At 49.2% G+C, this 24,183-nt stretch carries 21 protein-coding genes; 16 read left to right on the top strand and 5 right to left on the bottom strand.

Annotated features, from left to right (window positions below; genetic code table 11):
• Positions 1-211: 211 nt before the first annotated feature.
• Entirely contained in the window at positions 212-2,017 is a 1,806-nt protein-coding gene (thiC, locus tag PIL01S_RS26960; RefSeq protein WP_127540748.1) for a phosphomethylpyrimidine synthase ThiC, read from the top strand.
• Between the two features lie 80 nt (positions 2,018-2,097).
• Here thiC and PIL01S_RS26955 read toward each other — a convergent pair whose 3' ends face one another.
• From PIL01S_RS26955 to PIL01S_RS26945, 4 genes are all read right to left on the bottom strand, one after another.
• On the bottom strand, positions 2,098-2,787 hold the full coding sequence (locus PIL01S_RS26955) for a hypothetical protein (RefSeq protein WP_127540745.1): 690 nt from the start codon (positions 2,785-2,787) through the stop codon (positions 2,098-2,100).
• Positions 2,788-2,966: 179 nt separating this feature from the next.
• Complete coding sequence (locus PIL01S_RS29635; protein ID WP_164764361.1) at positions 2,967-3,134, bottom strand: hypothetical protein; 168 nt, start codon at positions 3,132-3,134, stop codon at positions 2,967-2,969.
• Between the two features lie 654 nt (positions 3,135-3,788).
• Positions 3,789-4,619, bottom strand: a complete 831-nt coding sequence (locus PIL01S_RS26950; protein ID WP_127540743.1) for a zinc ribbon domain-containing protein — start codon at positions 4,617-4,619, stop codon at positions 3,789-3,791.
• 73 nt (positions 4,620-4,692) lie between these two features.
• Positions 4,693-5,643, bottom strand: coding sequence for a helix-turn-helix transcriptional regulator (locus PIL01S_RS26945; RefSeq protein WP_127540741.1), 951 nt, complete (start codon positions 5,641-5,643; stop codon positions 4,693-4,695).
• A gap of 84 nt (positions 5,644-5,727) precedes the next feature.
• Here PIL01S_RS26945 and PIL01S_RS26940 point away from each other — a divergent pair, with 84 nt between their 5' ends.
• From PIL01S_RS26940 to PIL01S_RS26920, 5 genes are all read left to right on the top strand, one after another.
• The gene (locus PIL01S_RS26940) at positions 5,728-6,423 is read left to right on the top strand and encodes a response regulator transcription factor (protein WP_127540739.1); all 696 of its coding nucleotides are present in this window, start codon (positions 5,728-5,730) and stop codon (positions 6,421-6,423) included.
• Positions 6,416-7,504 carry a HAMP domain-containing sensor histidine kinase gene (locus PIL01S_RS26935; RefSeq protein WP_127540737.1) on the top strand — a complete coding sequence of 363 codons (1,089 nt, stop codon included), beginning with the start codon at positions 6,416-6,418 and terminating at the stop codon, positions 7,502-7,504. The genes PIL01S_RS26940 and PIL01S_RS26935 overlap by 8 nt, the downstream gene beginning before the upstream one ends.
• A 99-nt stretch (positions 7,505-7,603) precedes the next feature.
• Complete coding sequence (locus PIL01S_RS26930) at positions 7,604-8,467, top strand: M15 family metallopeptidase (protein WP_127540735.1); 864 nt, start codon at positions 7,604-7,606, stop codon at positions 8,465-8,467.
• A gap of 28 nt (positions 8,468-8,495) precedes the next feature.
• Positions 8,496-9,047 (top strand): VanZ family protein, encoded by a 552-nt coding sequence (locus PIL01S_RS26925; RefSeq protein WP_127540733.1) that lies wholly within the window; start codon positions 8,496-8,498, stop codon positions 9,045-9,047.
• Between the two features lie 11 nt (positions 9,048-9,058).
• Positions 9,059-9,268, top strand: a complete 210-nt coding sequence (locus PIL01S_RS26920) for a hypothetical protein (protein ID WP_127540731.1) — start codon at positions 9,059-9,061, stop codon at positions 9,266-9,268.
• 196 nt (positions 9,269-9,464) lie between these two features.
• On the opposite strand, the gene acnA is transcribed toward PIL01S_RS26920, so the two are convergent.
• Complete coding sequence (acnA, locus tag PIL01S_RS26915; RefSeq protein ID WP_127540729.1) at positions 9,465-12,179, bottom strand: aconitate hydratase AcnA; 2,715 nt, start codon at positions 12,177-12,179, stop codon at positions 9,465-9,467.
• Between the two features lie 382 nt (positions 12,180-12,561).
• Here acnA and PIL01S_RS26910 point away from each other — a divergent pair, with 382 nt between their 5' ends.
• The 10 genes from PIL01S_RS26910 (at position 12,562) to PIL01S_RS26865 (ending at position 24,173) form a co-directional block, all read left to right on the top strand.
• Positions 12,562-13,560, top strand: a complete 999-nt coding sequence (locus tag PIL01S_RS26910; protein ID WP_127540727.1) for an amidase domain-containing protein — start codon at positions 12,562-12,564, stop codon at positions 13,558-13,560.
• A 132-nt stretch (positions 13,561-13,692) separates the two neighbouring features.
• The gene (locus tag PIL01S_RS26905; RefSeq protein ID WP_127540725.1) at positions 13,693-14,793 is read left to right on the top strand and encodes a D-alanine--D-alanine ligase; all 1,101 of its coding nucleotides are present in this window, start codon (positions 13,693-13,695) and stop codon (positions 14,791-14,793) included.
• 62 nt (positions 14,794-14,855) lie between these two features.
• Positions 14,856-15,179, top strand: coding sequence for a hypothetical protein (locus PIL01S_RS26900; protein WP_095362127.1), 324 nt, complete (start codon positions 14,856-14,858; stop codon positions 15,177-15,179).
• A 156-nt stretch (positions 15,180-15,335) separates the two neighbouring features.
• Positions 15,336-16,337, top strand: a complete 1,002-nt coding sequence (gene uvsE, locus PIL01S_RS26895) for a UV DNA damage repair endonuclease UvsE (RefSeq protein ID WP_127540723.1) — start codon at positions 15,336-15,338, stop codon at positions 16,335-16,337.
• A 107-nt stretch (positions 16,338-16,444) separates the two neighbouring features.
• Positions 16,445-17,308, top strand: coding sequence for an inositol monophosphatase family protein (locus tag PIL01S_RS26890; RefSeq protein WP_371860018.1), 864 nt, complete (start codon positions 16,445-16,447; stop codon positions 17,306-17,308).
• A 24-nt stretch (positions 17,309-17,332) separates the two neighbouring features.
• Entirely contained in the window at positions 17,333-17,599 is a 267-nt protein-coding gene (locus tag PIL01S_RS26885; RefSeq protein ID WP_110755431.1) for a hypothetical protein, read from the top strand.
• A 221-nt stretch (positions 17,600-17,820) separates the two neighbouring features.
• On the top strand, positions 17,821-19,143 hold the full coding sequence (locus PIL01S_RS26880; RefSeq protein ID WP_127540719.1) for a stalk domain-containing protein: 1,323 nt from the start codon (positions 17,821-17,823) through the stop codon (positions 19,141-19,143).
• A 208-nt stretch (positions 19,144-19,351) separates the two neighbouring features.
• Positions 19,352-21,139, top strand: coding sequence for a sensor histidine kinase (locus PIL01S_RS26875; RefSeq protein ID WP_127540716.1), 1,788 nt, complete (start codon positions 19,352-19,354; stop codon positions 21,137-21,139).
• Positions 21,114-22,667: a response regulator transcription factor gene (locus PIL01S_RS26870; RefSeq protein ID WP_095362132.1), complete on the top strand. Its 1,554-nt coding sequence runs from the start codon at positions 21,114-21,116 to the stop codon at positions 22,665-22,667. Before PIL01S_RS26875 ends, PIL01S_RS26870 begins: the two co-directional genes overlap by 26 nt.
• 222 nt (positions 22,668-22,889) lie before the next feature.
• Positions 22,890-24,173: an ABC transporter substrate-binding protein gene (locus tag PIL01S_RS26865; RefSeq protein ID WP_127540714.1), complete on the top strand. Its 1,284-nt coding sequence runs from the start codon at positions 22,890-22,892 to the stop codon at positions 24,171-24,173.
• The last annotated feature ends 10 nt before the right edge of the window (positions 24,174-24,183 follow it).

Raw genomic sequence — 24,183 nt, 5'->3', positions numbered from 1 at the left:
AGAGGTGGTTACCTTCTTTTGCGGGAGAACTGGAGTTGGGTATAACCCGATTATGTCTGTGCCAGATTCTGTCTGCGCTATGCCGCTGTAATGTTCTTTCTTCGGAAGTTGGCCGCTCTTTTCTTGCCCATGCGTGGATGATATGGAACGGGTGCACGAGCGATCAAACTGGCCCATCCATGGGACGACCAACGAGGAGGAAGAGGTAGCGATGAACACAAACAACAGAACAACGGCACAGGAACATTCAGGACAGGGGTTGGAAAAGGGAACAGTAGCGGCCGGACGGGTTCAACCGTTTCCCGGCAGCCGCAAAGTTTACATTCAGGGCTCACGGCCGGATATTGCTGTACCGGAGCGTGAAATTGCCCTTCATGACACGAATACACCCCAAGGGGTGGAGCATAACGAGCCGCTGCGCGTGTACGATACGAGCGGCCCTATGACGGACCCCGGATTTCACGCCGATATCCGGGCAGGCCTGCCAGCTTTGCGTGCACGCTGGATCACAGAACGAAACGATGTAGAGGCGTACCAGGGACGTACCGTCAAACCGGAGGATAACGGGCTTAAGCCTGGAGGGAAGAGAACCGGAGCTGAAGAATATCCAGGCCTCCGCGGCAAACCGCTGCGTGCACAATCCGGACGCTGTGTCACCCAGATGCATTATGCGAGGCAGGGCATCATTACGCCTGAGATGGAGTTTGCAGCTATCCGTGAGGGCGTGGAGCCGGAGTTCGTCCGGCAGGAGCTGGCGAGCGGAAGGGCCATTCTGCCATCGAATATCAATCATCCAGAGAGCGAACCGATGCTGATCGGACGTCATTTCCACGTGAAGATCAACGCCAATATCGGCAACTCTGCCGTATCCTCTTCGATTGAAGAAGAAGTGGAGAAAATGACTTGGGCGGTACGCTGGGGGTCCGATACGGTAATGGATCTTTCTACGGGCAAGGATATCCATACCACCCGGGAATGGATCATCCGCAATTCCCCGGTACCGATCGGGACGGTGCCGCTGTATCAGGCGCTGGAGAAGGTGAATGGCGAAGCCGAGGCACTCACCTGGGAGTTATACCGGGATACGCTCATTGAGCAGGCCGAGCAGGGTGTGGATTACTTTACAATCCATGCAGGCGTACTGCTGCGTTACATACCGATGACCGCCAAACGGATGACGGGCATTGTGTCTCGGGGTGGGTCCATCATGGCTGCATGGTGTCTTGCGCATCACCAGGAGAACTTTTTGTACACGCATTTTGAGGAAATCTGTGAAATCATGAAAAGGTATGATGTAGCCTTCTCTCTCGGAGATGGACTCCGCCCGGGCAGCATCTATGATGCCAATGATGAAGCCCAGATGGCTGAACTTGCTACGCTCGGTGAACTGACACAGATTGCGTGGAAACATGATGTGCAGGTGATGATTGAGGGGCCAGGACATGTGCCGATGCACAAGATTAAGGAGAATGTCGACCTTCAGATGGAGATCTGCAAGGAAGCACCGTTTTATACACTTGGTCCGCTGACAACCGATATTGCACCAGGCTATGACCATATTACCTCAGCCATTGGAGCGGCGATGATCGGCTGGTTCGGAACGTCGATGCTCTGCTATGTGACACCAAAGGAACATCTGGGCCTGCCGAACAAGGATGATGTCCGGGAAGGCGTTATTGCTTACAAGATTGCGGCACATGCCGCTGATCTGGCCAAAGGCCATCCGCGTGCACAGCGCCGGGATGACGCGCTGTCGAAGGCCCGCTTCGAATTCCGCTGGCGGGACCAGTTCAACTTGTCACTGGATCCGGAACGTGCGCTGTCCTATCACGATGAGACACTCCCGGCTGAAGGGGCCAAGGAGGCCCATTTCTGCTCCATGTGTGGACCTAAATTTTGCAGCATGCGCATTACGCAGGATATTCGTGCATTTGCCGCAGATAAAGGCTTGTCCGAGAATGAGGCTGTAGCGGCCGGAATGCAGGAAAAGGCTGAGGAATACCGAACCCGAACCTAAGCGCCATTACAGCGCAATTTGGGCAGCCTAAGATAAATAAAAGCCGTTCTCTCCACTACTGGGAGAAGAACGGCCCCTAACTAACGCCTACCAATATTCAATTGCTGCTCCAAATAAGATGCCAGCGATGCGAGCGGGCTGTAAATCTCACTTCCCGTATTTGCTGAGGCAAGGGCAGCCGCGGGAGCCATGGATAGCTGAGCAGCTACAATGGTTTTCTCTGGTGACTGTGCAGCTAGTTGCTGCAAGCCCGTTGTCACCGCCTCCATATATCCTTCCTTATCGCCGCGCATGATCAGCTCAAATGTACCAGGAATTAATGCGGCCTTTGTTCTCGAAGCAGCCACAACGTCTGCCTGCCCGTTAGTTTCACCTTGCTGTAGTGCTTCATTCACCCGCGTCATCGTTCCTTCAACCGTTGCAGGATTGGTAAAAGCTAGAATGTATTCCTGCGAATCCTGCTGCAGCTTCTGCAATAATGGATCATCAATACCGATAACGGGAATGGAGACTTGCTGTGCTTCGTGCGCCAGTACTGCAGCGAATAGGGTACAGGTGACCAGAATCGCATCTGCATGACATTGGGCAATCCACTTTAATGTCTGGGATACCTTTTCTCGAATGACAGCCTCTGAGAAGTCCGTATCCTGCTTAAGGCGATCCAGACCGGGATCAACATAATGCACAAGTTCCACTTCATAGGGGGCGAGCACCTCTTCAATGAGTGCGATGTTGGAGTAGTGAGCGTGATAACAGCCGATTGTGATCATAATGACATCCCCTTTGCCAATGCTTCTTTTTGTGAGCCGTAGGTGCTGCAGATATTTAATCCATTATAGGAGCGCGACCGGGAACTGTACAGCGTTTAAATCAATGCCAATAACCGTCCCTCCGCCAGATGGCAGAAGGACGGTTCTATAGTCAGGCTCCAATACAGTCAGGGTTCATTTTATCGCATGGAAGGAGATGCATTCTTTTGAGCCATTTTTTGCTGCAGAATCTCGTGAAAGGATAGACCTTGAGTGTTCTCATTCTCCTTTTTGGGAGCAGTGGTCGCCGTGTTGCGCGGATATTGGTGGTGGTACGGGATCATTTGCTGAATAGGCATGCGGATCATCTTGGTTCCTCCTTTTGGTAGATATATAAGTTGAGCCTATAAACGTTACACTTAACACTGCGATTGCAGTACCCTCTTCCGATCGCTGTTATCCCCAGATTTTTTGAATTCCCTCTTTAAGGGGAAAATCCGGTGATAAAGGCGAGCGCTTCGCTTCTTCAGTGAGTCCTGCCCTCTCCGTTGGGGTGTAAACATTAAATTCATCTTATATGGACTATGTATTTTGATTGGTAGTTGTTCCAAGTGCGCATATAGGTATATGTGACTTGTTAGACGAAATCGGGAAGTTATGACGTAATTCCAATTGGATTGTAGTGATTTTACCCCGTATTCAGGGGATGTAAACGGTTTTAGGGAAATTCAGGAATAAAGAACCTGAAATACAAGGTTTGATATGGGAGGATCGAATCGGGTGTTAAGTGAATAGTCCCAGTTTCAGGAATGTCAATTGTGTCGAAAATAAGACAAATTGTCTGGGAGAGTAGGTATCATTGAAGCTAACTAACTTGGTACCATAGTCGGTTGTCGTGAGTGGGATGGGGGTGGTTTTATACGTGTTTTGCAGGTGAGAGAGGAGAGCAGTACCCAAAAAAGCCATCCAACGAGCTGGATGGCTTGTGCAACGTTAATCAAGAAATGTAAAGATAGATATCATTATTCTGTAGTTGGCCTAGCTTGTTTTACCGCAATATAGATATCGACCTGAACATGGGCAGGATCGATACTCCGTTCATCATATAACTCGAAATCACCCGTGAATGTTCGCTCATTCTGATGGCTCCAGCTCCAAACGGCGCCCCATGCTTCACCTACAACTTCTGCCATTGGACCCTTGCGGGAGGTGAATACGGCGTATGTTGCTGGTGGCAATTCGACGGAGTTCATGCCAGCTGGTAACGTTTCATCCGCAGCTACCTCGTGGCCTACGAGGATGGTGTATTCCCCGTGTATACCATTGGTATAATCTGTATAGCAGCCGTATCGGGGTGCTTCCGGTGCAGGGATGTGCTCTGACGAGAAGTAACGGCTCCACAGATCCTGAATGCAGCCTTGGCCGCTCATCTCGATCGCGTTGGTCGTTCTGGCTGATATGCCAGCCAGGCGTTTGCCAGGAAGTGCAACATATCGAACAGGTTGAGTTAAGATGGACTGGTCTTTATCGGTAAAATGAAGTTCGGTGCCATCTGCGGAATTCCTTACTGCCGATGTTGTTTTTCCTTCTGGATTGGAGGGGCTCCATCGTTTCAAAAAGGGAAGCTGATTGCGCAGCATTGCCCGTGCTGATTCCTCATTCATACCTTCTTCCATGAGAATCGCGGTGCACATCTCAATCATGCCTTCCATTGTAATGTTGGGCTGTTGGAACATGCCGTCTTTGTAGCAATAGATGCAATATTCACGGGTTGCACTTCCATCCGCTTCCGTTCCGAATTGGGCAGGGGTGGTCAGCGGCATTCCGCAGCTCTGGCATATCGTGACGTTCATTTATCATTTCCTCCTCGTTATGTACAGCTTGAATATAGATGAAGTATAACGAGAGGAACTGGACATCAGTCTGTCAGGTTTGCGAAGGGGCACCGTAATTTTGCACGATTTGTTCTGCAATCCGGCGAATCTCGTCACGTATATGAAGAGGCTCCAATACCTCGGCATCTGCGCCAAAGCCAAGAATGAACCCGTACAGCCAGTTATCTTCCGGAAAAGCCACCTGACTTATATAATATCCCTGGCCGTCGGGGATCACGTTCTCTATGCCAAACCACTCTTCAGCGATATGACGGACACGGGAGTGGAACCTCATCGTCATGGCAACTGTGTTCCCTGGAGTCGCCCACTCCTGTTGCCAGGGCCTGTCCTGCAGGTTGATGGGTTTGCGTTCAAAGCTTCCATGAGCAAGTGTCACGTCCTGCATACGGACCAGTTTGAACATGCGAAACTCATTACGCTCATGACAGAACGCATAGAGGTACCAGGAGTGCTTTTTAAGAACAAGGGTATGAGGATCGACGGTTCTGTGAGTTTGGGCTCCTTCGGCGCTGCAATAGGTAAAGGTGATTGAACGCAGCTGATCCAGTCCCTGTTCAATGATTTGCAGTTTGTTTTGCAGCGCTTCCGGGTGGGTCCACATCGAATAATCCACAATGAAACGATTGGTTTCGGCCTGAAAGTCGTCGTTTTTGGATTCCGGCACAATGCTGCTTAGTTTCTCCATCAACAGTTCCCGTGCTACATTGGTATGCGATGTGGAGACGCTGCGCAGTGCGGTAACAATAGAGGCCAGATCCCGGTCAGTCAACACATTTCGATCCAGGCGGTAACCTTCCGCAAGGCCGATGCCACCGCTCATGCCCTGGTACGTCACGACAGGAATACCTGCCTGGCCCAGGGTATCAATATCTCGATAAATGGTACGGACAGAAACTTCAAACGTGTCTGCCAGATCCTTGGCCTGTACACGGCCGCGATTGATTAGTAGTACAACGATGGCTAATAAACGGTCCAATTTCATAAAAAAGGTTTCCTCTCAATGATTTATATGTTGGATTCAGATATGTTATATTGTTGAGCATCACATATAGGAGTGGGATAAGCAATGAAGCGAATTACGATTCTGATTGCGGACGATGAAGTGGAGATCGCTGATCTGGTTGCTTTGCATTTGCAAAAAGAAGGATACCACATCGTCAAGGCATACGATGGCAAGTCGGCCCTGCAAGCCATTCAGACGCAAGTGATCGACTTGGCCGTTCTGGACATCATGATGCCAGGCATGGACGGTTATGAGGTCACCCGCAAGATTCGGGAACAGCACCACATGCCGATCATTTTCCTGAGTGCCAAAACGTCGGATATGGACAAAATTACGGGTCTCGTGATGGGCGCTGATGATTACATGACCAAGCCATTCAATCCGATGGAGCTTGTAGCCCGGGTGAACTCCCAGCTTCGTCGTTCCTTGCAATTCAGCCAGTCTATACCTGTCCAGCGTTCCATTCTGGAGAAGGGCGGACTCGTCATCGCGCCGGATCAGCATAGCGTAACACTCTACGGCAAACCGGTGGAACTAACACCGAAGGAGTTCGACATTCTGTATCTGCTCGCAAGTCACCCCAAGCAGGTGTTCAGCGCGGAAAGCATTTTTGAACAGGTATGGGGAGAGGCCTATTACGAGAGCGGCAATACGGTAATGGTCCATATTCGAACCCTGCGCAAAAAGCTCGGAGAAGATCTGGACAAGAACAAGTTTATCAAAACGATCTGGGGCGTGGGGTATACATTTAATGACTAAACAAAGAAGTTTTCGGACAACCATGATTATGCTGCTGGGTCTGAGCATGCTGGCCTCTGGCGCGATCACTTATGGGATTTACAAGCTTTTACAGGCTTATTATTCAGGTGTGAGAGCAGAAGATCAGCTTGCCGAATATCGCCATTTTATGAAAAGCATTGGAGATATCTATTTCTTCCTCATTTTATTCATCCCGCTCGCCATTCTGTTTTTCTTCTGGTTTACCAAGCCCTACGTGACCTATTTCAAGGATATTTCCACAGGGATCAGGCATTTGGCAAATGGAGACTTCCAGCATCGAGTCCAGATCTCTTCGAAGGATGAATTGGGCGCAATCGCGGAGGATGTGAATTTGGCGAGTGAGAAGCTAAGGGAGGCGGTAGAACGGGGGGATTTTGCCGAAACCAGCAAAGACCAGCTCGTCGTTAATCTGGCACACGACCTGCGAACACCGCTGACTTCTGTGCTTGGGTATTTGGATCTGCTCATGAAGGATGATCAACTGACAGAGGAGCAGGTCAGACACTTTACATCGATTGCCTTTACCAAATCCCAGCGGCTGGAGAAGCTGATTGATAGTTTGTTTGAAATTACCCGGATGAATTATGGCATGCTGCCGATACAGAAAATGCGGCTGGATCTTAGCGAACTGCTGAAACAGATGAATGAAGAATTATATCCTGTATTTGAGAAAAATCGTCTGCTCACACGCTTAACTATCGAGTCGGAATTGACCATCTCCGGAGACGGAGAATTGCTCGCCAGGGTGTTTGAGAACCTGCTGATTAATGCTGCACGCCATGGCAAGGATGGCATCTATGTGGACCTGAAGGGATACCGGGAGGCAGATCAGGTCGTCATTCAGGTTATTAACTATGGAGGGCATATTCACCCGGAAGATTTGCCGCATATTTTCGATATGTATTACACCGGAGATCGTGCACGGACCCCTCAGGAGGGTGGGACAGGCCTCGGCCTATTTATTGCCCGAAATATTGTGGAACAGCATGAAGGGACCATTTCGGCTCAGAGTGATGTGGTACGGACCTTATTTGAGGTGCGCCTTCCAGCAATGGAATGAGGTTTGCCGTCAAATTTAAGAAAAACTTTAAAAATGCCCTGCTTTTTCTTTAACTAGTTTTCTCTATCCTTGATTGTACGAGGTAAAGGAGGAGCAAGGATGAAGAAGTGGGGCTTTTTGCTATGCATCATTTTGATCGGGTATGTGATGACAAGATCGCCGGCATCTTTTCAGCAGAAGGATGAGATGATCATTGAAATTCAGGATAAGCATGAAAACCATACGGGGTATACAGTATCCATCACCGGTAATATTCAGGATCAAGTACATAAGGGCAACTTGCTGCTTGTTAATACAACCTATCCGGTTCATCCGGAAGGCATAAGAACCGATATTATAAATGTGGCGCAGCAGGACGATCTGGTCCGTGGATACGGATTGTTGGATCAAAACATATTGCTCTCAAGAGAGGTAGCCCAGGCTTTTCAGAAGATGATTGAAGCAGCGGGTGAAGAGGGAGTACGTTATTTTCTCATCAGCAGCGGATATCGGGACTTTGCCAAGCAGGATGAACTTTATCAGGAAAAGGGATCAGACTACGCGCTTCCGGCAGGACACAGTGAGCATAATCTCGGATTATCCATGGATATCGGCTCCACGCTGACCACCATGGATGAAGCGCCAGAGGGTGCCTGGCTCGAGAAAAATGCCTGGAAATATGGATTTATCCTACGTTATCCGAAAGACAAGGTGAGTCTCACGGGGATTCAATATGAACCCTGGCACTTTCGATATGTCGGACTTCCGCATAGTGCTGTCATGTATAAGAATAACCTGGTGCTGGAAGAGTATCTGGATTTGCTAAAAGAGAAAGATAACATTATGGTTGAAGTGGAGGGTGAGAAGTATCATATCCGCTATTACCGGGCAGCCGGGGATACGACCGTTTACATACCTGAGCATGGCCATTATGACATATCGGGAGACAACAGGGATGGAGTCATTGTCACAGTAAAGGAGTAACAAGGCTGCACAAAGGAGGTTCTTCAACATGAGGCAGAGAAAAATCAAACATAAAATCCTTTGGATTGCCGCGTTAATCATCTATTTATATCTGCTAACCAAGCTTATTCTCTTTAAAGGGGGGGCGGTCGACTTTGAAGTAGTCAAGGTCCAGCTTATGGTTTTCCTTCATCAGCCGGATCTGATTCATACACGAACCGTCAATCTGACACCATTTCAGGAAATCTCAAGAGATTGGAACAGCCTGTCACTGCATCGTCCAGGTACTGCAATCCATCTGGTGGGCAATGTGATGGCTTTCATTCCACTGGGGATGTTTATCCCGATGCTGATGGGCAATAAGCTGCTGTCAGGGGCGAACGTATTTCTGTCATCTCTACTTCTAAGTTTAGGCTATGAGGTAACACAGCTGCTCACTGGCATGGGCATATTCGATGTGGACGATCTGATGCTAAATACATTAGGCGGGGTGATTGGATATATTCTTTTTACCATGGCTCTCGGCATGAAACGGTTGTTAATTGGAGGAGAATCCCGAACGGTGAAGAAGGAGTATAATCCTAAGGAGAGTCCTGTGTAAGGAGGGAGATTATGATCCTAGTCACTTTACTATTGATGAGCACAGGTTTGATGTTTCTTGTGTACCCACGAAGTATAACAGATGGCTCCAGCCGGCAGATCGCGGAACGAGTGGTCATGTCGAGATGGGTCGGAGGCTCACTGATCATTATGTCATGTCTGTTCCTGATCATGGGTGCAATGCAGCTGCTGGATGAGGCGTCACATCATATTGGTCACTAGGAAGATACTGAGCTTAAGTAAATAGAGCTTTTTTATATGCCTCATACAAAGCTTTTCATCACGTTCTAATGCGGCGGTGGGAAGCTTTTTTTGTATTTAAAAGAAAAAAACATCAAAAAAAGCTCCCCATCTCGTGCAGAACGCACGTGGCGGGGAGCTTTTCTATGTTAATGCATCAGCTTAATTGTTAATGTAATTAAGCTTTTTTCATCATTTGACGCAATACAGTTTGCAGGATACCACCGTTGTGGTAGTAGTCTACGTCAACCATGCTGTCCAGACGAGCGATAACAGGGAAGTCGAACTTGGTTCCGTCTTCGCGGGTTACCGTAACGGTCAACTCTTGTCCAGGCTTCACATCATTGCTGAGGCCTGTAACGTCATACGTTTCACGTCCGTTCAGACCGAGGCTGGACCAGCCATGACCTTCCTGGAATTGCAGTGGCATTACGCCCATGCCCACCAGGTTACTGCGGTGGATACGCTCGAAGCTTTCTGCGATAACGGCTTTAACGCCGAGCAGGAATGTACCTTTAGCCGCCCAGTCACGGGAGCTGCCTGTACCATACTCTTTACCTGCAATAACGATCAGGTTCTGACCTTCATCCTGATACTTCATGGAAGCATCGTAGATGGACATCTCTTCATCGGTTGGCAGATACTTCGTAATACCACCTTCCGTACCCGGAGCCACCTGGTTACGAATACGAATGTTGGCAAACGTACCGCGCATCATGACCTCATGGTTACCACGGCGTGATCCGTAGGAGTTGAAGTCTTTGCGCTCAACGCCATGCTCTTTCAGGTACAATCCGGCTGGACTGGTTGTAGCAATGTTACCTGCTGGAGAGATATGGTCCGTTGTTACGGAGTCACCAAGCAAGGCCATAACACGTGCAGAACGGATGTCTGCAATATCAGTCAGCTTGTCGCCAAGGTTTTGGAAGAATGGCGGGTTCTGAATGTAGGTGGAGTTTGGATCCCACTCATACAGTTCGCCTTCCGGTACAGGAATGTTATTCCAGCGCTCATTGGCTGTAAATACATTTTCGTATTTGTTGCGGAACATCTGAGCATTCAGTGAGCTTGCAATGGCATCCTTGATTTCCTCGGAGCTAGGCCAGAGGTCTTTCAGGAAGACTGGCTCGTTATTCGTATCGTAACCGATTGGATCGGTAGCAAAATCAATATTGACCGTACCCGCGAGAGCGTAAGCTACCACGAGTGGAGGAGAAGCCAGATAGTTGGCTTTTACCTGAGCATGTACACGGCCTTCGAAGTTACGGTTACCGGACAATACAGCCGCTACAGTCATATCGTTTTCGGCAATCGCTTCGCTTACTTCGTCTGGCAGTGGACCGGAGTTACCGATACAAGTTGCACAGCCATAACCCGCAACGTTAAATCCGAGCTGGTCGAGGTATACGTTCAGGCCTGATTTTTCGAGATACTCGGTAACAACGAGGGAACCTGGAGTCAAGCTGCTTTTCACGTAGCCTGGTTTGGTCAGACCGCGCTCAACCGCTTTTTTCGCAAGTAGACCCGCTCCGAGCATAACGCTTGGGTTGGATGTGTTGGTGCAGCTTGTGATGGCCGCAATAACAACCGCGCCTGCTTTCAGTTCACTAGTGGAACCGTCTGGGTGCTTCACAGGCACTGTTTCTTCAATCTTCTCATCGCTCAGTCCGTATCCGCCTTTATCGACCGGAGTACGAATGATGCTGTTGAAGCTTTCTTTCATTTGCGTCAGTTCAATGCGATCCTGTGGACGCTTAGGACCTGCGAGACTTGGTACCACGGAAGCGAGATCCAGCTCAATTACATCTGTGAATTCTGGATCAACCGTGCTGGAAGTCCGGAACATGCCTTGTGCTTTGTAATAAGCTTCAACCAAATCCACTTGCTCGTCGGAACGTCCTGTACTGCGCATGTAGTTCAGTGTCTCGCTATCGACAGGGAAGAAACCAATTGTAGCGCCGTATTCCGGTGCCATGTTGGCAACGGTCGCACGGTCAGCAAGGCTGATATTGGCCAGGCCTGGACCGTAGAACTCGACGAATTTGCCGACTACGCCTTTTTTACGAAGCATTTGAGTGACAGTGAGTGCCAGATCCGTAGCTGTTGCGCCTTCGCTCAGGCTGCCTGTCAATTTGAAACCGATAACGTCAGGGGTTACAAAGTACAGTGGCTGGCCAAGCATTCCTGCTTCGGCCTCAATTCCGCCAACACCCCAACCAACAACGCCGAGTCCGTTGATCATGGTGGTGTGAGAGTCCGTACCTACGAGGGAATCCGGGAACACAACGGTTTCGCCGTCAACCGTTTTGGTTGCAGCGACGGAAGCCAGGTACTCCAGGTTAACTTGGTGAACGATCCCTGTGGATGGCGGTACAGCACGGAAGTTGTTGAATGCCGTTTGTGCCCACCGCAGGAAGCGGTAACGCTCTTCGTTACGCTCGAACTCGACCTTGATGTTGTAGTCGAGAGCGTCGTTGGTTCCGAATGCATCAACCATAACGGAGTGGTCGATAACGAGGTCAACCGGCACGAGCGGGTTGATCTGTTTTGGATCGCCGCCTGCCTTTTTCACCGTATCACGCATCGCAGCAAGATCCACGACAACCGGTACGCCAGTGAAGTCCTGCAGGACGATACGTGCAGGGATAAACGGAATTTCCTTGTTATTGTCACGGCCTTCTGCCCAGCCGGTAAGTTGTTTCACATGTTCTTCGGTAATCGCGCGTCCGTCGAACTGACGAACTGCTGCTTCGAGCAGCACTTTAATGGAGAAGGGAAGCTTGGAAAGGTCGCCGTAGCCGCCTTCCTGAAGAGCATCGAGACTGTAGTAGCGGTAAGACTTGCCTCCGACCTCAAGACTGCGGGCTGCGGAGAAATGGTTCTTGGCTGACATACATGTACCTCCTTAAAATGTGTCGGTGAGATGAAGATAAAGTTCATTTAAGTGGAAGAACAGGCCTTCATCGTTCCGTGTCCTTGTTCGTAGTTTCATCAGATGAAACGTAATTTCATAATTGCAACTTTAGTATTAAGTATACCGTTTTCACCTCCGTACGTAAAGGGCTTTTTGCCTGTCCAAACAAGCTTTACGAACAATGAAGGCGTTTTCGTGAATATTGCCTTGTTACGATACTTCCTGCTGTCCAAGTCTCCAATTTTCGGCACTCGATCCTTGAGCGGAACACATACAACCGGTATACGTCTCATATGAATTAAAGTAGTATGCACAGTTGAATTTTCCAGAGAGAACTCAAGTGCCAAAGGGGGACACAGGCTTGGAAAGGGAATGGAAGAGTGCCTTATACACCTATGTGAACCAGTACAACCGATGCGAAATCGACTATCGTCCACAGACGAGCGAGCGGATTGTCACGGATCCGGCATTTGTGCTGGAGCGGGGAGAGCGTATGGCCAGACTGGACGATTGGTATCGTAAACGGCGTGCAGTGCCTCTTCGCAGCGAGACCAGTGCCAAGCTTGTGCGAACGGTTACGGAAGGTCCGGAAGAGTCGGTGGTGGATGTTCAACTCTATAGCAGGCTTTTCTACGAGAAGAGTGGAATCACCCACCGGGAGGATCGGATTGAGCGGGAACGGTTGACCTTTATTAGGCAGGGTGGAACCTGGATGATTGGACGGGTCGAAAGAGAAGTTCCGGAACGGCGTCCGGCAGGGGAAGGGAGACCCTTTCAGCAAGCAGATTTTGTACAGGCGATTAATCGGCCGCTGCTGAACAGGGAAGTGCTTGGCCAGGGAAGAAGTTCCAGGCAGCAATTATACCGGCGGGACCTGGCTGTTGCTTATGCAGATCGGTGGTGGAATGCGGGAAACCCCGCATTTGAGGAATTCGAGGTAGACTGCACCAATTACGTCTCCCAATGTCTCTTTGCAGGGGGAGCACCCATCCACTATACTGGTAGAAGAGAAGCGGGCTGGTGGTACAAAGGCTATGTGAACAGCACTGAAATGTGGAGCTACAGCTGGGCCGTATCCAACAGTCTGGAGCGTTATCTGGGAAGCAGCAGCTGGGGGCTGACAGCAACCGAAGTGGATCGTCCGGAACAGCTGATGCTTGGTGATGTCATTCTCTACGATTGGGACGGAGACGGCAGGTTTCAGCATAGTACTGTTGTGACGGCCTTTGATGCGGGAGGCATGCCGCTTGTCAATGCACATACGGTCAGCAGTCGCCACCGCTATTGGGATTACCGGGATTCTTACGCTTGGACAGAGCGGACGGTGTACCGGCTTTTTCATATTGCAGATGAGTTCTAATGAGGAAAGATATACAGGGATTTGGTGACTTGGACATTCAGTTCCGTGTAAAATAAGCCCTAAGACAAGAATAAAATTGATGCTGATTATACAGGTATGACGGCATCATGCACAGATAATCGGAGGTTACGCATGAGCATGGATAAATTAACAGTTGGCGTCGTTTACGGCGGAAAATCAGGGGAACACGAAGTATCGCTGCAAACGGCGTTTGCTGTAACGAACGCTTTTGATTATGAAAAATATGAACTGGTTCCCTTCTATATCTCCAAGCAGGGGACATGGAAAAAGGGATCTGTGATGCACGCGCCATTCGCGCAGATTGAGGATCTGAAGCTGGAACAGGCAGCAGGTGGAACCCAGGAAGCGCTGAACGCATTGTTTGCACGTCTGTATGGCGGAGAAGATGCACTGGACGTTATGTTCCCTCTGCTGCACGGCACGTTTGGTGAGGATGGTACGATCCAGGGGATGTTCGAGATGGCGGATATGCCTTATGTGGGTGCAGGTGTACTGGCTTCAGCAGGCGGTATGGACAAAGTGGTCATGAAAAAGCTGTTTGCGCAGGCTGGAATCGACCAATGTGCCTTTACTTATTTTAATGCGACCCAGTGGAAGCAGACCGAACACGACATGATTCTGCAAGTGGAGGAACAGCTGGGCTACCCGTGCTTCATCAAACCGGCGAACCTCGGCTCCAGCGTAGGAATCTCAAAAGCACGCAACCGGGATGAACTGAAGACGGCCATCGAATTTGCGCTGCGATACGACACGAAGGTTGTTATTGAGGAGTTTGTTGAGGCACGCGAAGTGGAAGTGAGTGTACTTGGCAATGATGAGCCGATGGCCTCGGTGCCAGGAGAAATCGTATCCTCTGGAGAATATTATGACTATGCAGCCAAGTATATTGATGGCCAATCACAGATGCTGATTCCCGCTCCACTGGATTCTGAAGCCGCTGATCGTATCCGTGAGGCAGCCCTGCAGGCATTCCGTGCGATTGAAGGCAATGGTATTTCCCGGGCAGATTTCTTTATTCGTAAATCCGATGGTGCATTGCTTATTAATGAAGTAAACACAATGCCTGGCTTTACTCCGTACAGCATGTATCCCTTGTTGTGGCGTGAGACGGGCGTATCGTATGCGGAACTGCTGGATCGCATGATTGAGCTGGCATTGGAGCGTTACAACCGCAAGCAAGCGCTGAACTATGAGAACGGCGTGCAGGCTTAAATTTCTAATGTTGAAATTCTAGTCACACTTTAACGTAGGAGATTATTCAAGGAGGGGTATGGATGGGATTTCAGACTGAATTCAATTCCGTATGCAAATTCAAGAGCGAGCAGGAGCTGTTTGAACTGCTGGAATACGGCCGCGGCAAAATGGTGAAACAGGGCTTCCGGGTCTTTCCGACCGGACAGAAGGTTATTGCCTATACGCCTGATAACGTGGCTGTAGCCATCGTCAAGATCGTTGCTTCCATTGCAGAGATCAACTTCCAAGGACAGGAAGTAACGGAAGTGGAGATGCAGCTCATTCGCAAGCTGAACGAGGAAGAATCCCGTGTCCAGACTGCACTTGCGGACGAAATGTTCTTTGGTGAGCAGGCACAGGGATAAACCTTACTTCATTATATGGGACCAATGAACGGAATTGTAAGGCGAGCGATTACGGACTTTCTTTTAGGGTAAAACTTGGTTATATACAGTGACCGGAAAACCTGACGGCTGCAGATGCTGGGCAGGAATTCCGCCCTAATAGAGAGGAAGAACACCATGCTTGTACGTTTTGGTTATGTGGCGATGTCTGTGCTGGTGGAGAATGCATCTCCTTCCCGCACGATGACCATGGCCAGCTTCAAGAAAATTGATGACAGGGAGGCAGCCATTCGCAAGCTGGAACGGATTGCGGCCGAGAATTTGCATAATACATTACGGTTGCTTAGACATAACAAGGGCAGCCATATTCATGTATATCGTTTCTCTTCCAAATTAATTCCGCTGGCGACACATGAGGATCTGATGGATTGGGATCCATTCCCGGCCCTCCAGTCCGATTTTGCTGCCATTGGTGATTTTGTGAAGGAGAACGGAATGCGCGTATCCTTCCATCCGGACCATTTTACCGTTCTAAGTACGCCGCGGGAGGAAGTGCTCCGGAACTCCATGCGTGACCTTCGTCATCATGTGCGGATGCTGGATGCCATGGGACTGAATGCCACTGCCAAGAATAATATACATATTGGTGGTGCATACGGGGACAAGCCTAGTGCAGCGCTGCGCTTTGAAGAGAATTTTCTGAAGCTTGATCGGGATATCCAGGAACGGTTGACCCTCGAAAATGATGACAAAACATTCAACGTTCCCGAAACGCTGGCCGTATGTCAGCATTTGGGACTGCCGATGGTGCTGGATATTCATCATCAGTGGGTCAATAATGAAGGCGAACAGCCATGGGATTTGTGGCCTGACATATGGAAGACGTGGCAGTCGCCGCTGGCACAGGCGGATTCCCCTGCAGACCGGCCATTACCGCCGAAAATTCACGTATCAAGTCCGAAGAGCGAGAAGGATATCCGTGGGCATGCCGATGGCGTTGAAGTAGAGCCTCTGTTATCCTTTTTGCGTCATATAGCTGCAGATACGCCGGAACTTGATGTCATGATCGAGGCGAAGCGCAAGGATGAAGCGTTGGTGCAGCTCATGCAGAAGCTGGCCTTCTACCACGAAGAAGGCGTGGAATGGGTCGACGAATCTACAGTCATTATCCATCCCTAGAGTCAAAAGGGGCCTGGGCAGCAAGAAACTTTACAACCAGTGAGGCGTATACTTTTAACAAGTATTTTAACTTTTCGTAGATTGATATAGAAAGTAGAGTGAACGCTTTGAATGAGAAGGAAAAAACACCTTATGTCGTGACGAGCAAAAGCTATACTGCTGTTGCCATTAATGCAGCTTCCAAAGCGGGTGAATGGATCAAGAGCCGTCTCGGAACCATAGGCGAGCCTGGAACCAAATATTCGCCGCAGGATCTTGTGACCGAAGTGGACAAAGGAGCGGAGCAGATGATCCGACGCCTGATTCTTACCCACTTTCCCGACCATGCCATTCTCGGTGAAGAGGGTGTTGAACCGGGACCGGAAGCTTCGGCCAAAGCACTGAAAGAGGCTCAGGAAGAAGAATTCCTCTGGATCGTGGATCCAGTGGACGGAACAACGAATTTTGTCCATGGATTTCCGTTTTATTCAGTGTCTATCGCCTTGGCTCATCATGGTGAGGTCATTGTAGGGGTCATTTACGATCCTTCCAGAGATGAACTGTTTGTAGCTGAAAAAGGAAAAGGTGCATACGTCCATGGCAACCGAATGGCTGTATCCAATGAACAGGGCTTGGGCCAGAGCCTGGTCGCAGTGGGCTTCCCGGCAGATACTACCTATGCCCTGCCAGTCAACATGGCAGCTGTACAGGCTCTTGCACCGCAAGTACGAAGCCTGCGTGCAGGTGGATCAGCAGCGCTGCATTTGGCATACGTTGCTGCAGGTCGCCTCAGTGCATACACCGAAGTCGGACTGAAACCGTGGGATATCGCAGCAGGTGCCCTGCTCGTTGAAGAATCCGGGGGCAAGGTCACCGATACAATGGGTACACCTTATCAGTTATCTGTCAGTCATGTGGTTGCCACGAACGGCAAGATTCATGATGCACTGACAGATGTACTCAAGGAAGCCAAAGCAACCGGCCTGGAGTGAACTTAATTGAAGGAGCGATGAACGATGGATGAATCCAAGGAACTGGAACGACGTTTGAGTGAAATGCTGACTGAAGGGGAGATGGAAGAGTCCGGCGACGCGGACAAGCGTGAACGCCAGCTGATTCCTCCCAAATATGAGGTGCGCATTCAGACGGAAACGGACCCGATTGTACAGGAAACGTTGATGTACCGGAATATGGCTCGTGAGGTGGACGATCGCTATGATCGCTATCTGGAACGTTCTGCCGAGAAAAATAACTCCGCAGATACGGAAAAGAAAGACCACTAAACCACCGTTGTAACGAGCGATCACAAAGCTAGGATCATAGGTTAACAGACTTCCCGCAGAGGGGAGTCTGTTGTTTTGTGAGCAGGCTGATGTTCATACGACATCTCTACTTTTTAATGCTAGAATAGAAATAGGGTGAACTTCTGCCACCAGAGAAGAATCTGTGTAATAAAGTTCAAGTTATTATCTTATAGATGTGAGAAAAAGGAGTGTTACCACGAATGAAGCGTACACGTACATGGAATAACACGTCGGCTGCATTGACAGCATGCATGCTGGCTGGAATGATGCTGTTTGCATCAACGGCATTACCGGCACATGCAGCGGACACAAGCACCAGCACATTACCTGCCGGTACAACAACGGCAGCCGCCAATGTGAAGAAGGATGCTGCAGCTGTAACGAAGGAGTTCAGAATCGTTACTTTGGGAGATTCGATTACGGTAGGATATGAGCCGAATGCAAAGGGCCTGCCTTATGGTTATGTAGAGCGCTTGCAGGAGCAAGGGCTGCTCCAGGGTCGTATTCAGGTGGATAACTATGGTATAGCCGGCTTGAAGAGCATTGGATTGAAGAACTTTATCTCTGCAATAAATGAAGGCAAAACATTGACCTCTGAAGCCATTCAGCCGAGTTTGCCAGATCCAAGAGCGGGGCAGATGGGAGCCAACATAGCTGCAATCCGCGAAAGCGTAGCAGGAGCCAATCTCATCGCGATTACCATTGGAGGCAATGATGTATCCGAACTGCTGGGTACAGCCAATACCCTTAGTGACTCGGAATTGGAAGCTAAGGTGAAGGCGCTGCTGGCAGCGTATACCGCGAATGTCAGCGAGGTAATCAATACAATTCATGTCATTAATCCCGACGCTAAAATTGTCATTGCCGACCAGTACCAGCCTATGCCTGAAGTAGCGGGTAAAGCATTATATGCCAAGCTCATGGAAGCATCCAAAGGTTTTACGGCAACCATTGACGGCATTGCATCCCAATTCACCGCACAGGGGATGGATGTAAAAGTGGCACATGTAGCCAAGGAGTTTGTTGGCGGTGAGGGAACCATGACACATATGATCAAGGATCGTGATTTTCACCCGAATCAGTTTGGATACGAAGCGATCGCCAAGGTCTTTGCAGAAACGATCTGGGGCGATTATACAAAACTGACCGCGCCTGCAGCAGGTGAACCGATGAACATCATCGTTAGCGGCAAAACGTTGAACACGCCGTATAAACCCATCATTCGCAATGGGAAAAATTTTGTGGCAATTCAGGATATCGTGAACGCTGTAGGGGCTACCACGGTTTGGGACAATAAAACCTCCACGGCAACCATTACATACGGAGACCGTAAGGTAGCTGTGAAGATTGGTGCAAGTGCGGTTCAGGTGAATGGCGCATCTGTTGCCGTAGATACACCTGCGTTCCTGAACAAGGTGGGCAAGGAGTCCAAAACGTATGTGCCACTGGCCATGGTAGCTGAAGGTCTTGGCTTTGATGTGCAATATGTTGCGAAGTTGAAGACGGTATTTGTTAATCCGTAAACCAATGTGAAGTTATTTTATTCGAGAAGCCGGTTTGATCTGACGATCAATCCGGCTTCTTTTCTCAGTGCCTTTGAATAGGACGCTATATGTTGCATAAATATGACTTGTCATCTGCCCATGGATGTGTAAATATGAAAATAACTTACAGTAGAACGAGACTCTCACACCTGCCTGCACCCTTCGCGGGGCCAAAGGAGCGCTTTGGATGAGAAAAATTAAAAACGCTTTCACATCGCTGCCGATCCATCACAAAACCATTCTTCTCATCGGATTTTTGATGCTGATCAGTTTCACGTTTTATGTTTCTGTCCTAGGATACGTATTCAGAATCTATGATCGCCAAATCTATGAGAAGTCGTCCCAGGTACTGAATATGTCTTCCGTGGGCATCGAGAATCAGCTGCGCGAAATCGCCAATCTTTCCTTCAAGGTCATGTCGGACGAGGCGCTCCAGCAGTATCTTCTGCAGTTGGATAAGGCAGAATCCGGATACGAGAAAAACGGGCTGCTCAAAAAGATAACCAACCGACTTGTCGCATATGCGGGATCAGAGAAATACATCTATTCCATGATATTTATCGATAATGATCATAACGTTATGGCTGCGGGAAACCGTGAGGGAATATCGGAGTCCATGCAGACGGAACTGATTGCACTCGGACAGCAATATTCAGGATCCAATGCATGGTATACAAGCGGAGACCAGCAAGCGAGGCTCATATCCGTGCGGCAGGTCAAGTCCTTCACTGGTGGAGCCTTTACATTGGAGAAGCTGGGAACACTGATTATCCGTGTACGGCTGGATCGTATTGTTCAGGACCAGATGCAGCATCCCGCAGAGGACTCACAGCTGCTGATTACCGATGGGCGTGAAGTCATCTATCCCACCCAATCGTCAGTGACCGATTCCGAGTTGGAATCCGAATTGAAGCGTACCCAGCCTTACGGGATTGCGATGTTTGAACAGGGAAGGAACTTCGTCGCCCGTGCGCATTCATCCTATACGGATTGGGTGTACCTTTATATGACACCGTTTGACCAGATGTTTAAGCAGATACAGTTTGTGAAACAATTGGTTACTGTCATTTTCTTTATGATTTTGCTGGTGGCACTTGTATTTGGAGCTAAGCTGTCTCGAAGCATTACACAGCCGATCGCCCAGTTGATCAAGAAGATGCGCAACATTGAAAAGGGTGATCTGGATAAGCTGGAGGAGGCTGCTCTGGGCAATGTTCCGGTATCTTCCCAAAATGAAGTTGGGCTGCTCCATCGTACATTCAAAATGATGCTACAGCGCATCAGGGAACTGATTGACGAGAATTATGCGAAGCAGCTGGTCATTCGGGAGACAGAGTTGAAAGCGCTTCAAGCACAAATCAATCCGCATTTTCTCTATAACACGCTGGAGTCCATTAACTGGCTGGCCAAAGTGCAGAAGCAGCGGCAAATTTCCGAAATGGTCGAGGCCCTCGGCTTCCTGCTGCGCAGTTCAGTGAATATGTCCGAGAAGTGGATCACGCTGGAAAGGGAGCTGGATATCGTCCGCAGTTATGTGACCATTCAGCGCACACGATTTGAGGAAAGGCTTGATTTTGATATGGATATTGCTCCTGAGGTGGGGAGTGCACGTCTTCCGAAGCTAACGTTACAGCCTTTGGTGGAGAATGCCATTCACTATGCGCTTGAACCAAGTATACACCCGTGCAAAATTCGGATTCGAGCTAGAGCAGAAGATGACAAGATTATCATCGAAGTAGAGGATGACGGACCGGGCATGACCCCGGAGTTTTTGGAGCAATTGCAGGAAGGGCGCATTCAGACAAGAGGGCAAGGCATAGGTTTATCCAACATCCAGGAACGGATCAGACTGACCTTCGGTGAGGAGGGCAGTATGGTCATGAGCAGCAATCCCGGTGCCGGGACCGTAGTATCGATCAGAATACCTTGGATCAGAGAGGACGATGACGATGTACAAAGTGATGCTCGTAGATGACGAACGTGTGATTTTGGAGGGGATCTCCCAAGTGGTGGATTGGGCGGCAGCCGGTACTGAATTGGTGGACACCGCCAGGAATGGGATTGAGGCATTGGACAAAATCGGGCATTCCAGACCTGATATTATTATCACCGATATATCCATGCCGGGTTTGGATGGACTAGGACTTATAGAAAAGGCTTCTGAAGCCTACCCTGGGCTTCGGTTTATCATGCTGTCGGGGTACAAAGAGTTTGAATATGCCCGCCGGGCCATGCAATATGGCGTGAAGCATTACTTGCTGAAGCCCTGCAATGAAAATCAGATTCATGATGCCCTGTCGGAACTGCTTCAAGAGCATCAGGATGCACAGGTAAAAGAGCATGTGGCTGGGGAGATGAAGCAGCGGCTGCAGAGGGTACTTCCCCATGTAAAAGAACAATTTTTGCTCGAATTCATGACCAATCGGACATATGGTCCGGTCGATCTGGAGTATTATCAGGAGCTGTTCAATCTGAAACTTGAAGCAAGTCAAGTTCGCTTGTTATTGTTCCATATCTCGGACGAACATGACTACAGTCATTTGTTTGCCATCAAGAACATTGCCAGCGATCTGCTGCCGTATGTCTTATTAAGCACAACCATTGAAGGCAAGCTGCTGATTCTGCTTGAAGATTCGGCTGATTACGCTGACTTAAGGGAGAGAATTGAGGAAGTGAGAGCGGCTTTTACCAGGCTCTATAAGTTACAAGTGACGGCTGCACTTAGCGAAGCGGACCACATGGTCCAGTCACGGCGTCTGTATCGTGAGGCGCTGCAATGTCTGAACCATCGCTTTTTCATCGGAGAAGGTAAGTTGATCACGAAGAACGATGTAGCTATTGCCGGAGAATGTGAAGGCGTTCATGCCGAGCAGGATGCCGAACAATTGTGCCAACTGATTAAGTCGGGTAATAGCGAGGAAGCCAGTGCCGAAGTTGATCGCCTGTTTGAGCGCTTAGCCGGGCAGCAGCTTGATATTGAGGTCACCCGATCTTATGTTGTTCAGCTCTATTCGGCCATGATTCATGTCTGTCCGCCTGAAGAGGCCACGGAGTTTACGCAGCGGATGGCAGAGCTTCCTCACATGGATACTTTGTCCGGACTGAAGTCTTTTATCGCCAACAGCACAGCCAATCTGACATCAGGCTACTATAAAAATCATATAAGCCGTCAGTCTTCGGCTGTGGAGAAGATGATGGATATTGTAGATAAACACTACGGTGAGGCTGATCTTTCCCTGAATGGTGTCGCTCATCAGATGCTGTATATGAATCCGGATTACCTGGGGAAAATTTTCAAAAAAGTAACAGGAGAAAACTTCTCCAACTATGTGAATCGCCTGCGCATTGAGCGTGCATGTGAGCACATTCGCCGAGGCGGGGATGTAAAGGTATTCGAGCTTGCGGAACTGTTCGGCTTCGGAGGCAATTCACAATATTTCAGTCAGGTGTTCAAAAAGTGGACCGGCATGACACCAACCGAATACAGAAGATCCGGCATATAACAATGAATTGAAGCTCCTTGGACGTTGTATGAGGGGGACAAACAACACCGTGAAGGGTGAATGTTGTCCTCCTCTGTTTTTTGAACCAACAAGACGGTTTTGTGTATTCAACTATGGTCGTACATTTGCGAAAATGACAATATCAAGTTTGTGAAAGCGTTATCAGAAAGGCAAGGATAACCCGTTCACATAACCATATCCACACAAAAAGGGGAGATTGGCATGGTGAAAAAGGCAATATTCCTGATGATGGCTATGCTGCTGGTATTTACGGCGGCGTGCAGCTCAGATGGAGGATCGGGAGGAACATCCGCGGATGGCTCGGTGACGCTGCGTATCGCGTGGTGGGGCTCGGATACACGTCACGAATACACGCAGAAGGTCATTGACTTGTACAAAGAGAAAAACCCGAACGTCAAAATTGACGTCGAGTATGCCTCGTTTGATGACTACTGGAAAAAGCTCGCTCCACAAGCTGCAGCGAACCAGCTGCCAGACATTGTTCAGATGGATATTTCCTACATCAGCCAATATGCACAAAATGGTCAGCTGGAAGATCTGGCTCCTTACCTTGGCAATCAGATCAAGGTGGATGATGTTTCCGAAAACGTCATCAGTACTGGCGTAATCAACGGCAAGCAGTACGGTGTACCTGCCGGGGTTAACGTACTGGGCTTTCATTATGACCCGGCACTGCTCAAAAAAGCAGGAGTGGATACATTCCCGGAAAATCTGACTTGGGAGTCTTACGAAGCGCTGGGTAAACAAGCCGCAGAAAAAGGATTGTACTTGGATGGCGGGGTAGCTCCGGATATTTTCTTCCACTACTTCCTGCGGACCAAAGGCCTGTCACTTTACAATGCTGAAGGTACGGGACTTGGATATGACGATGATAAATTGTTTGTCGAGTTCTTCGGTTTGATGCGTCGCATGATCGAACAAGGAGCGGCACCTTCGCCGGATATCGCTAACCAGACGAAGGGGATTATTGAGGAATCCGATCTGGTCAAAGGCAAAGGAATCGGAATCTGGCAGTGGTCCAACCAGTTCGTAGCTGTACAGCAAGTTGCTAACCGTCCACTGGAATTTGCTCCTATGCCTGGACCTGATATGGAGAAGGGTCTCTACATGCAGCCAAGTATGTACTGGGCAGTCACTTCGAACTCGAAAGTGAAGGAAGAAGCCGCCAAATTCATTGATTTCTGGGTGAATGACGTGGAAGCCAACAAGCTGATCAAGGGTGAGCGCGGTGTGCCGATCTCCGGCGCAATCAAGGATGCCATTGCACCTGAACTGAGTGAGCCAACGAAACAGGTATTTGACTTTGTAGCAGCCATGGAGCCAAAAGCATCACCAATGAGCCCGCCACCACCAGTGGGTTCACCTGAAGTCATTGCGTCTCTGGCAGATGCTGTTGAGGAATTGAATTTTGGCAGAATTACACCGGAACAGGCTGCGGAGACATTCCGTAAAAACGCCGAAGCGGTTCTGGCCAACAATAAATAACAGTTGAATG

The organism is Paenibacillus illinoisensis NBRC 15959 (assembly GCF_004000925.1).
Lineage (GTDB): Bacteria > Bacillota > Bacilli > Paenibacillales > Paenibacillaceae > Paenibacillus > Paenibacillus illinoisensis.
This window is presented reverse-complemented; position numbering and strand designations above follow the sequence as displayed.

Bases quoted from the DNA above. Each gene is read 5' to 3' on its own strand.
- PIL01S_RS26870 (WP_095362132.1), top strand. From the start codon at position 21,114: ATGTACAAAGTGATGCTCGTAGATGACGAACGTGTGATTTTGGAGGGG.
- uvsE (WP_127540723.1), top strand. From the start codon at position 15,336: ATGCTTGTACGTTTTGGTTATGTGGCGATGTCTGTGCTGGTGGAGAAT.
- PIL01S_RS26900 (WP_095362127.1), top strand. From the start codon at position 14,856: ATGGGATTTCAGACTGAATTCAATTCCGTATGCAAATTCAAGAGCGAG.
- thiC (WP_127540748.1), top strand. From the start codon at position 212: ATGAACACAAACAACAGAACAACGGCACAGGAACATTCAGGACAGGGG.
- PIL01S_RS26950 (WP_127540743.1), bottom strand. From the start codon at position 4,619: ATGAACGTCACGATATGCCAGAGCTGCGGAATGCCGCTGACCACCCCT.
- PIL01S_RS26925 (WP_127540733.1), top strand. From the start codon at position 8,496: ATGAGGCAGAGAAAAATCAAACATAAAATCCTTTGGATTGCCGCGTTA.
- PIL01S_RS26920 (WP_127540731.1), top strand. From the start codon at position 9,059: ATGATCCTAGTCACTTTACTATTGATGAGCACAGGTTTGATGTTTCTT.
- PIL01S_RS26935 (WP_127540737.1), top strand. From the start codon at position 6,416: ATGACTAAACAAAGAAGTTTTCGGACAACCATGATTATGCTGCTGGGT.
- PIL01S_RS26875 (WP_127540716.1), top strand. From the start codon at position 19,352: ATGAGAAAAATTAAAAACGCTTTCACATCGCTGCCGATCCATCACAAA.
- PIL01S_RS29635 (WP_164764361.1), bottom strand. From the start codon at position 3,134: ATGATCCGCATGCCTATTCAGCAAATGATCCCGTACCACCACCAATAT.
- PIL01S_RS26880 (WP_127540719.1), top strand. From the start codon at position 17,821: ATGAAGCGTACACGTACATGGAATAACACGTCGGCTGCATTGACAGCA.
- PIL01S_RS26945 (WP_127540741.1), bottom strand. From the start codon at position 5,643: ATGAAATTGGACCGTTTATTAGCCATCGTTGTACTACTAATCAATCGC.
- PIL01S_RS26940 (WP_127540739.1), top strand. From the start codon at position 5,728: ATGAAGCGAATTACGATTCTGATTGCGGACGATGAAGTGGAGATCGCT.
- PIL01S_RS26930 (WP_127540735.1), top strand. From the start codon at position 7,604: ATGAAGAAGTGGGGCTTTTTGCTATGCATCATTTTGATCGGGTATGTG.
- PIL01S_RS26885 (WP_110755431.1), top strand. From the start codon at position 17,333: ATGGATGAATCCAAGGAACTGGAACGACGTTTGAGTGAAATGCTGACT.
- PIL01S_RS26905 (WP_127540725.1), top strand. From the start codon at position 13,693: ATGAGCATGGATAAATTAACAGTTGGCGTCGTTTACGGCGGAAAATCA.
- PIL01S_RS26955 (WP_127540745.1), bottom strand. From the start codon at position 2,787: ATGATCACAATCGGCTGTTATCACGCTCACTACTCCAACATCGCACTC.
- acnA (WP_127540729.1), bottom strand. From the start codon at position 12,179: ATGTCAGCCAAGAACCATTTCTCCGCAGCCCGCAGTCTTGAGGTCGGA.
- PIL01S_RS26865 (WP_127540714.1), top strand. From the start codon at position 22,890: ATGGTGAAAAAGGCAATATTCCTGATGATGGCTATGCTGCTGGTATTT.